Raw genomic sequence first — 8,736 nt, 5'->3', positions numbered from 1 at the left:
CCAGGGCCACTACGGCACCCGCCGCGCTCCAGCGTGTGGCCGGTGACGGCCCACGCAGACGCACCAGCAGCAACGCGCCAACCGCTGCGGCCAGGGCCGCGGCGCCCAGCGGGACGAGCGCGGCCGGCTGCCCGATCAGCGCCCGGTAGAGCGGATTGGCCACGCGTGCCGCATGCAGCGCGATCCATGCGGTGACGCCCACGGCCACGGCCGGCCACAGCGCCAGCAGGCCCGCCTGGACGCGCAAGCCCCAGCGTGCATCGGACGCGCCTTCCAGCCAGCGCGCCGCCTCGCGCCCCGCCAGCAGCGCCACCGGCGTAAAGCCATACAGCACATAGTGCGGCAGCTTGGTGCCCGAGAAACTGAAGAAGACGAGCACGAAGCCCGCCCACAGCAGCAGGTAGCGGCCCGGCGACTCTCGCCAGGTGGCGCGCACGCGGGCCAGCAGCGGCACCAGCAGCGGCGTCCACGGCAGCATGAGCAGCGGCAGCAGGACCACGTAGTACAGCAGGCTGCCCCCATGGCCTTCCAGCGGCCCACCGTAGCGCTGCAGGTTGTGGCGCAGCAGGAAGCCGTCGACGAAGGCCATGCCATGCCGGTGCAGCGCATAGGCATACCAGGGCAGCGCAACGGCGACAAAGATGAGCCAGGCCCAGCCGTCGCCCAGCAGTGCCCGCAGCCGTGCCGCCAGCTGCGCACGGCCCGACGTGCAGATCCACAGCAGCAGCGCCGCCACGGGCACCAGCAACGCCACCGGCCCCTTGGTGAGCACGCCCAGTCCACACCACAGGGCGCTCCGTCTCAAGGCGGCGCGCGCGTCGGGCCCGCCTTCGGCATGGCGCCAGAGGTCCAGCGCCGTGAGCGCCAGCCACAGGTTGAGCAGCGCATCGGCCGTGGCCGCGCGGCCGATCAGCAGCACGCCCGCGCTGGTGCCCAGCACCGTGCCGGCCAGCATGGCGGCACGGTGACCCCAGCGCGGCCAGGCGAAGGCCGCCACGGCCAGCACCCAGGCCCAGGTGGCGATGCCCGAAGGCAGGCGCAGCGCCGCCTCGTTCAGGCCGAAGAGCTGCACGCTCGGCGCCTGCAGCCAGTAGATGAGGATGGGCTTGTCGAAGCGTAGCTCGCCATTGAGCGTGGTGTGGCCCCAGTCGCCGCTGGCCAGCATCTCGCGCGTGGCCTCGGAGAAGGCGCCTTCGTCCACGTCGAACAGCGGCGCCAGCCCCAGGCCCAGCAGTGCGACCAGGCCCATGGCCAGCGCCCACAGCGCCATCGACCGGCGCTCGGCCGCGGGCCGCGACGCGATGAACTCAGCCACGCGCATCGGCGCTGCCGGTGCACCAGCCCTCGGCGGCCGGCGGTGCCTCGGCCTGGCCACGCCGCAGCACATAGGGCGAGCCATGCCGGCCGCCGTAGTAGATGCGCGTGACCAGCTCGGCCAGCACGCCGGTCATCAGCAGCTGCAGCCCGCCCAGCAGGCAGAAGAAGCCCAGCGACAGCAGCGGCCGGCCGCCGATGTCGTGGCCCGCCAGCTTGAGCGCCGCCAGGTAGGTCAGGATGAGCGCGCCGGCCCCGCCCACCGACAGCCCCAGCACGCCGAAGAAGTGTCCCGGCCGCGCCGCGAAGCGCATGAAGAAGGTGATGGCCAGCAGGTCCACCACCACTCGCAGCGTGCGCGAGAGGCCGTACTTGGACTGGCCCGCGCGGCGCGGATGGTGCGCCACCGGCTCTTGCGCCATGCGCGCGGGCGAGGTCACGGTCGCCAGCCACGCGGGGATGAACCGGTGCATCTCGCCATAGAGGCGCACCTCGCGCAGCGTCTCGGCGCGGAAGGCCTTGAGGCTGCAGCCCAAATCCTCGAAGTCCAAGCCGGTCACGCGGCGGATCAGCCGGTTGGCCAGGCGCGAAGGCAGCTTGCGCAGCCAGAGCCCGTCCTGCCGGTCGCGGCGCCAGCCGGCCACGATGTCCAGGTCCTCGGCCAGCAGGCGACGCACCAGGCGCGGGATGTCGCGCGGGTCGTTCTGCAGGTCGCCGTCGAGCGTGACGATGACGTCGCCACGCGCTGCGTCGATGCCCGCCTGCATGGCGGCCGTCTGCCGGAAGTTGCGCGCCAGACGCAGCACGCGCACATGCGCACCCAGCTCGGCGGCGCGGCGCTCCAGCGCGGGGCCGGTGCCGTCCTGGCTGCCGTCGTCGATCACGATCAGCTCCCAGGGCGCCGGATAGTCCGCCAACGCGGCCTGCACGGCGTCGATCAGGGCGGCGGCGTTCTCCACCTCGTTGTACATGGGCACGACGACGGAGAGGCGGTGCGCCGGCAGCAGCGCGGCGTCGCGCGCAAGCAGATGAGTGGGGTCGATGCGGTCCATGGCAGGGCAAGGGTTGGGATTCACGACAGCGCCTGTGCAGGCGCTGCAAGGCCGCGGCGCGCCGCCAGCACGACGAGCGCCGCGCCCACGCTGGCCAGCAGCCAGAGGGCATGCACCAGCAGGGCGGCGCCGATGACGGTGGCGGCGTCCACCGGCGCGGCGCCCGCGGCACAGGCATGCACGCCCGCCAGCGCGCCGGCCTCGAACACGCCCAGCCCGGCGGGTGCCTGCAGGGGCAGGGCCGCACCGGCCTCGGCCCCGGCGGCGCCGCACCAGCCGAGCGCCGCCGGATGCAGCCCCGCTGCATGCAGCAGCAGGGCCGAGACGCCAAGCTTGACGCCCCAGTTGGCCGCGCAGAGGGTCCACGAACGCCAGCCGCCGCGGCCGCCGTACAGCCCCTGCAGCAGACGCTTCAACCAGGGCGCGCCGTCGGGCTCGGCCACGTCGCCCACCGGGCCGACCCAGCCACTGCGCAGCACCACGGCGGCCAGCAGTGCCAGCGCCGCGACGGCGGCCAGCGCCAGGGCCGGCGACACCAGCAGCGCCAGCACCATCGTGCCCAGCACCGCCGCGTCCTGCAGCCGCAGCCACATCAGGCTGGGGAGCGACTGGACCAGCGGCACCTGCCAGTGGCGATGCAGCCACCAGGCATAGCCCGCCTCCCCGGTGCGCAGCGGAAGCAGCGACACGGCCGCGTTGTGCCAGGCGAACAGCGCCAGGCAGTCGACGAAGCGCGCGCCGGTGCGGGCGCGCCATTCGGCATGCAGCCGTGCTGCACGCAGCCCGTAGGTGGCCAGCACGCCCGCCAGCGCCAGGGCCCAGGTCGCGGCCGGCATGCGCCGAGCGGTGCCGGCCAAGGCGCGGGCATCCACGCCACTGAGCAGCCAGGCCAGCAGCAGCAGCGCAACCAGCGCCGACAGGGCCTGCATCGCTCGGCGGATCGCGGAACCGGCACGCAGCGGCATGGGGCTCACCCCGCCCGCTCCGCCATCCAGCCAGAGCGGCGTCCCGACACCGCGGTCACCACCACCCGGCGCAGGCGCAGCAGGCCGCCGGCGACGCCGGCCAGGCCCAGGGCCCATTGCACCGGAGCGCCCAGTGGATAGCCGGTCGCCGTCCACAGCATGGCCAACCCCGCGCCCAGCTGCACCACGGCCATCACCGCCTGGGCCCGGCGCCGCGTGAGCAGGCCGCTGAGGTCCCAGCGATGCGCCGCCCGCAGGCTGAGCGCCGCCGCCACCAGTCCCAGCGCCGCGCCGGCCAGCACGTCGCTGGGCCAGTGCGCGCCCACCGCGATGCGCGACAGCGCCACCGCCGCCGCCATGCCCCACAGCAGCGCGCGCTGCGCCGCCGAGCAACGGCGCGTGTGCAGCACGACCCAGACGAAGGCCACCGCCGCCAGCGCATGCCCCGAGGGCATGGCGAGGTGCACCAGCGGATCGCCGATCACATGCAGCTGTTCCGGCGGCAGCACGCCCGGCGGGCGCAGCTGCACGAACAGGCGCTTGGGCACATGCGAGAGCAGCCCACCCAGCGGAAAGGCCCACATCAGCGCGTTGATGAGCCGCATCGCCCCACGCTCACGGCCCGGCGACAGCGCCAGGCCGACCAGCCCGATGGACAGGCCCAGCCCCAGCACGCTCAGGCCCGACCAGAGCGTCTCGGGCAACCCGGCCGCCCACGTGTTGAGGCCGAGGAAGAGCGGCAGGTCGGCCTCGGTCAGGCGCAGCAGCAGCGCGCCGAGCAGCAGGGCCGCCACGGCCAGGGGCAGCCGGCGCATCGGCAGCGCCGCGGACGCGATGGAAGAAGAGGTCGGGGTCGAGGACATGGCGCAGCGGGGCAATGGACAACGCGGACCGCCTGACGGTAGGCAGGCTCCATGTCAGCGGTGCGACCGAAAGCTGAATGCCACATGGCTGACTTGTGGCGGCGTCACATTGCGGCGCATGACCTCCGTGCTCGTCACCGGCGCTGCCGGCTTCATCGGTGCCCATGCCGCGGCGGCCCTGGCGCGGGCCGGCCACCGCGTGGTGGGCTGCGACAGCTTCAACAGCTATTACGACCCGCGGCTCAAGCACGCCCGCGTGCAGGCCCTGCTGGCGCCGCTGGGCGTGGAGGTGGCCGCGCTCGACCTGTCGGACGTGTCCGCCACCCAGGCCTTCTGGGCCCGCCACCGCTGCGAGGTGGTGCTGCACCTGGCCGCGCAGGCTGGCGTGCGCCATTCGGTGCAGCGGCCGATGGAGTACGTCACGGCCAACCTGGTGGGCTTCGCCTCGGTGCTGGAGGCTTGCCGGTTGAACGGCGTGCGCCACCTGCTCCATGCCAGCTCATCGAGCGTGTACGGCCAGCGGGCCGATGCGCCCTTCCGCGAGCAGGACAGCACCGATGCGCCGGCCTCCTTCTATGCCGCCACCAAGAAGGCCAATGAGCTGATGGCCCATGCCACGGCCGCCGTGCACGGCCTGCCGGCCACCAGCCTGCGCTTCTTCACGGTGTACGGGCCCTGGGGCCGGCCCGACATGGCCTACTGGGGCTTCGCCGAGGCCATCCAGGCCGGCCGGCCGATCACCCTCTATGGTCACGGCCTGCTGCAGCGCGACTTCACCTGCATCGACGACGTGGTGGATGCGCTGCTGCGCCTGGTGCGGCGCGGTCCGCCCGCGCCCGATGCGGAGGGCGTGCCGTGCGAGGTGTTCAACCTCGGTCACCGGCAGCCGGTGCGGGTGGTTGACTTCGTGGCGCAGCTCGAAGCGGCGCTGGGCCGCCGCGCCGTGGTGAACTTCGCGCCGCGGCCAGTGGGCGATGTCGCGCTCACCTGCGCCGACCCGTCTCGGCTGGAGGCGGCCATCGGCCCCTGGGCGGCCACGCCGCTGGCCGAGGGCCTGCCGCGCTTCGTGCAGTGGCTTCAGGGGTGGAAGGGGTGGGAAGCCGACGCCAGCACACCAACGCGGCGCCCCAGTGCGATCGCTCTCGCTGACATCACCAGCCACTAGGGCAGCCGCTTCAGTCGTCGCCGGAGAGCTGGCCCGGCTGCAGGATGCAGCCTGCACCGCAGCCACTCCATTCCTGTCGCTACGAGCACCCCGGTGCGCCAAAGAAAACTTCGAATGATCGCGCCGGCAGCCAAGCGGTCCATGTCATTTTTGGGGGATGCCTCCTGCCGGGCGCAGGCCAACAATCTTGCCCGCCGGCCGGTGCTGCCGCGATCCCCGCGGCACGCGGCGCGGCGCGCCGGTCCCACGCGAAGCGTGCAACAGCCGGCTTCATGCGCAGGAGAACACCATGGCTGTGGCAGAACCCCGACTCGTGCCCATCATCTACGTGCGCGGCTTCGCGATGACGCAGAACGAGATCGACGAGACTTCCTTCGACCCCTTCAACGGCTTCAATATCGGATCGACGACGCTGCGCGCGCGCCCCAACAAGACGGACAAGCCACGCAAGCAGATCTTCGAATCACCGATGGTGCGCCTCGCCTCCGACTACGGCTACGCCGACGCGTTCGAAGACGGCTACGACATCCTCGATCCCGAGTGGGAAGTGGGGGCCGACGGCACGCCGACGGGCAACAGGCTGAGCAACGCCTGCGTGATCGTCTTCCGCTATTACGACGTGGCGGCCACGGCCTTCGGTGGGCAGTCGACGCCATCCATCCAGGATTCGGCGCGAGACCTCAGCGCGCTCGTGGCCCAGGTGCGCGAACTGGTGTGTGCCAACCCCGCCAACAACATGCAGCCCGCGGACTTCCGCTGCTATCTGGTGGCGCATTCCATGGGCGGGCTCATCTGCCGGGCCTTCCTTCAGAACCCCGCCCTCGATCCGATGGGCACGCACGACTGCGTCTCCCGGCTGTTCACCTATGCCACGCCGCACAACGGCATCGAGATCGCCAGCACCAACGTGCCCTCGTGGCTCACGCCGTTCAAGGTGGCCAACTTCAACCGCCAGACCATGGCGGACTACCTGGACCTGAAAACCGCTTTCGGGGCGACGGGCCGGGTGGACCTCATTCCGGAGTCTCGCTTTCCTTCGCGCAACGTGTTCTGCATGGTCGGCACCAATCGCCTCGACTATGAGGTGGCTGCCGGTCTATCGCGCACCTTCGTCGGTCATGGCAGCGATGGACTGGTGCGCATCGAGAACGCGACGCTGTGCGCCCTGAACAACGACGGGACGATCGGCACACAGTGCGCGAAGGCCTTCGCCTACCGCTCCCACTCCGGCCCGTACGGCATCGTCAACAGTGAAGAGGCCTACCAGAACCTCGTGCGCTTCCTCTTCGGCGACGTCCGCATCGACATCTGGATGGACATCTCCGAGATCCGCCTGCCCGAGAAGCTGTCCACACCGGCGATGGCAGGCAAGGTGGACGCGCTGTACCAGATCGAGCTCAACGCCTCGCCCCGCGGCAAGTTCTGGTATCTGACGCGGCGCAAGGCCGAGGAGGACTCGGTGGCCTGCGTGCGGCATCGCACCTGGCAAGAGGAGCCGCGGCAGTATTTGTCCAGCGTGTTCCTCTCCCGCAAGGCGCGGGTCAATCCCAAGCGCCCCTCGCTGGCCTACGCGATGTCCGTCGGCGTGCGCGTGCCCGATTACGAGGTGGACGGCATTCTGTGGACCAAGGAGCACTACGAGGGCGGCTACCTGTTCCAGAACGCGCTCGTCCTGGAGATCACACCGCCTCCAGCCGCGGGGGGCAGCTGGCGCGCCAAATACGCCTGGCAGGGCAACGGCATCAGGGAGGCCGACGTGAACCTGCCGCTGCAGCAGTCGCCCAATGGCGAAATCGTTGCCACCATCGACTTCGACAGCACGGGCCAGGGGGATGCCCAGGCGCCCCAGCCGACGTCGCCAGGCATCCGAGGCACGATGCGCTTCGTCGTCTCGAGCTGGAATGTCTGAGCCCCATGCCTGAACCCGTGGGGTCAAGGCGACACGACCACGGTCGCCGGCGGCCTCGGGCGCGGAGGAACCACGTTCGGCCGCGTGCCCGACGCAGGCGCTAGCATGTACGGCTCGCCTCCACTCAGACATGCATCTCCACGACCTGCGCCTTCGCCTGCGCGCCGCCGGCGCGGGCCCCAGCCACGAGCACCGCATCCTGCGCACCTGGTCGCAGGCGCTGCCGCGCGATGGCGGCAAGCGGCCGACCGCCAACTACTTTCCGGCCGGCCTGCTGGCCGAACTGCCGGGCATCGATGCCGAGCTGGCGGCACTGGCGCGCGTGCAGGCCGTGCACCCTGGCGCCGGCGGCTCCGAACGCCTGCTGGTGGGCCTGGCCGATGGCCAGACGGTGGAAAGCGTGCTGCTGCCGCGCGGCGGCGTATGCGTCTCGTCGCAGGTCGGCTGCGCGGTGGGCTGCCAGTTCTGCATGACCGGCCAGGCCGGCCTGCTGCGCCAGGTGCGCAGCGCCGAGATCGTGGCGCAGGTGGCGCTGGCACGGGCCCGGCGGCCGGTGAGCCGCGTGGTGTTCATGGGCATGGGCGAGCCCTCGCACAACCTCGATGGCGTGCTGGAGGCCATCGACTTCCTGGGCACCGTGGGCAACGTGGGCCACAAGAACCTGGTCTTCTCGACCGTGGGCGACCCGCGTGCCTTCGAGCGGCTGCACCGGCAGACGGTGCGGCCCGCGCTGGCCCTGTCGCTGCACACCACCGATGCCGCGCTGCGCCGCCGTCTGCTGCCGCGTGCGCCCGACCTCACGCCCGAGCAACTGGTGGAGGCGGCAGATGCCTATGCCCGCGCCAGCGGCTACCCGGTGCAGTACCAGTGGACGCTGCTGGAAGGCATCAACGACCGGACCGAGGACATCGAGGGCCTGGTGCGACTGCTGCGCGGCCGCTGGGGCGTGCTCAACCTGATCCCCTTCAACAGCGTGGAAGGCAGCGGCTTCACGCGGCCCGCGCTGGACCACTGCGAGCGAATGGCGCGCACGCTGCACGAGCGCGGCATCCTGACCAAGCTGCGGCATTCCGCGGGGCAGGATGTGGATGGGGGCTGCGGGCAATTGCGGGCGCGGGCGCTGGGTGGGGATACGGCTGCCGTGCGCTTGCATCGTGCGACGCGTTCGCCGACACCCGAGAAGGTGTGAACGGACCCGGCATGTCCGCTCGTTCTGCCAGAACACGCCCGCCGGTCGTGTCGATGCGCAGGCGGCCTCGGTATCACTGACCAGCATGCCTTTTGCATCGAATCGATAGAACGACGGTCAGTACGCCAGCGCGCCCCTCTCGTCCAGCCTCGGACGGAACAGCTCGGCCGTGTGTAGCTGCGAAGGCTTCGGATCCATCGGACGCCTCGGAGGAATGTGCAGGAAAACAGGCTTCGTTCAACCTGTACCTCGCAAATCCTGCGGACGCCCCGTTTAAGA

General features: G+C 71.4%; 7 protein-coding genes. 3 read left to right on the top strand and 4 right to left on the bottom strand.

Annotated elements, in window-relative coordinates; genetic code table 11:
* The 4 genes from QZ772_RS23675 to QZ772_RS23660 form a co-directional block, all read right to left on the bottom strand.
* The coding region (locus QZ772_RS23675; protein ID WP_295531983.1) for a glycosyltransferase family 39 protein at positions 1 to 1,315 on the bottom strand (1,315 nt) is incomplete at its 3' end.
* Positions 1,308 to 2,366: a glycosyltransferase family 2 protein gene (locus QZ772_RS23670; protein WP_295531980.1), complete on the bottom strand. Its 1,059-nt coding sequence runs from the start codon at positions 2,364 to 2,366 to the stop codon at positions 1,308 to 1,310. The genes QZ772_RS23675 and QZ772_RS23670, both read right to left, overlap by 8 nt.
* 20 nt (positions 2,367 to 2,386) lie before the next feature.
* Positions 2,387 to 3,331, bottom strand: coding sequence for a lysylphosphatidylglycerol synthase domain-containing protein (locus QZ772_RS23665; RefSeq protein WP_295531989.1), 945 nt, complete (start codon positions 3,329 to 3,331; stop codon positions 2,387 to 2,389).
* 5 nt (positions 3,332 to 3,336) lie between these two features.
* A complete protein-coding gene (locus tag QZ772_RS23660; RefSeq protein ID WP_295531976.1) occupies positions 3,337 to 4,194 on the bottom strand; it encodes a phosphatase PAP2 family protein in 858 nt (285 codons plus the stop codon).
* A 118-nt stretch (positions 4,195 to 4,312) separates the two neighbouring features.
* Here QZ772_RS23660 and QZ772_RS23655 point away from each other — a divergent pair, with 118 nt between their 5' ends.
* The 3 genes from QZ772_RS23655 (at position 4,313) to QZ772_RS23645 (ending at position 8,457) form a co-directional block, all read left to right on the top strand.
* Positions 4,313 to 5,359, top strand: coding sequence for an NAD-dependent epimerase/dehydratase family protein (locus tag QZ772_RS23655; protein ID WP_295531972.1), 1,047 nt, complete (start codon positions 4,313 to 4,315; stop codon positions 5,357 to 5,359).
* A 289-nt stretch (positions 5,360 to 5,648) separates the two neighbouring features.
* A complete protein-coding gene (locus QZ772_RS23650) occupies positions 5,649 to 7,268 on the top strand; it encodes a hypothetical protein (protein ID WP_295531969.1) in 1,620 nt (539 codons plus the stop codon).
* Between the two features lie 130 nt (positions 7,269 to 7,398).
* Positions 7,399 to 8,457 (top strand): RNA methyltransferase, encoded by a 1,059-nt coding sequence (locus QZ772_RS23645; protein ID WP_295531966.1) that lies wholly within the window; start codon positions 7,399 to 7,401, stop codon positions 8,455 to 8,457.
* The last annotated feature ends 279 nt before the right edge of the window (positions 8,458 to 8,736 follow it).

The sequence above is a fragment of the uncultured Pseudacidovorax sp. genome (assembly GCF_913773995.1).
Lineage (GTDB): Bacteria > Pseudomonadota > Gammaproteobacteria > Burkholderiales > Burkholderiaceae_C > Xenophilus.
This window is presented reverse-complemented; position numbering and strand designations above follow the sequence as displayed.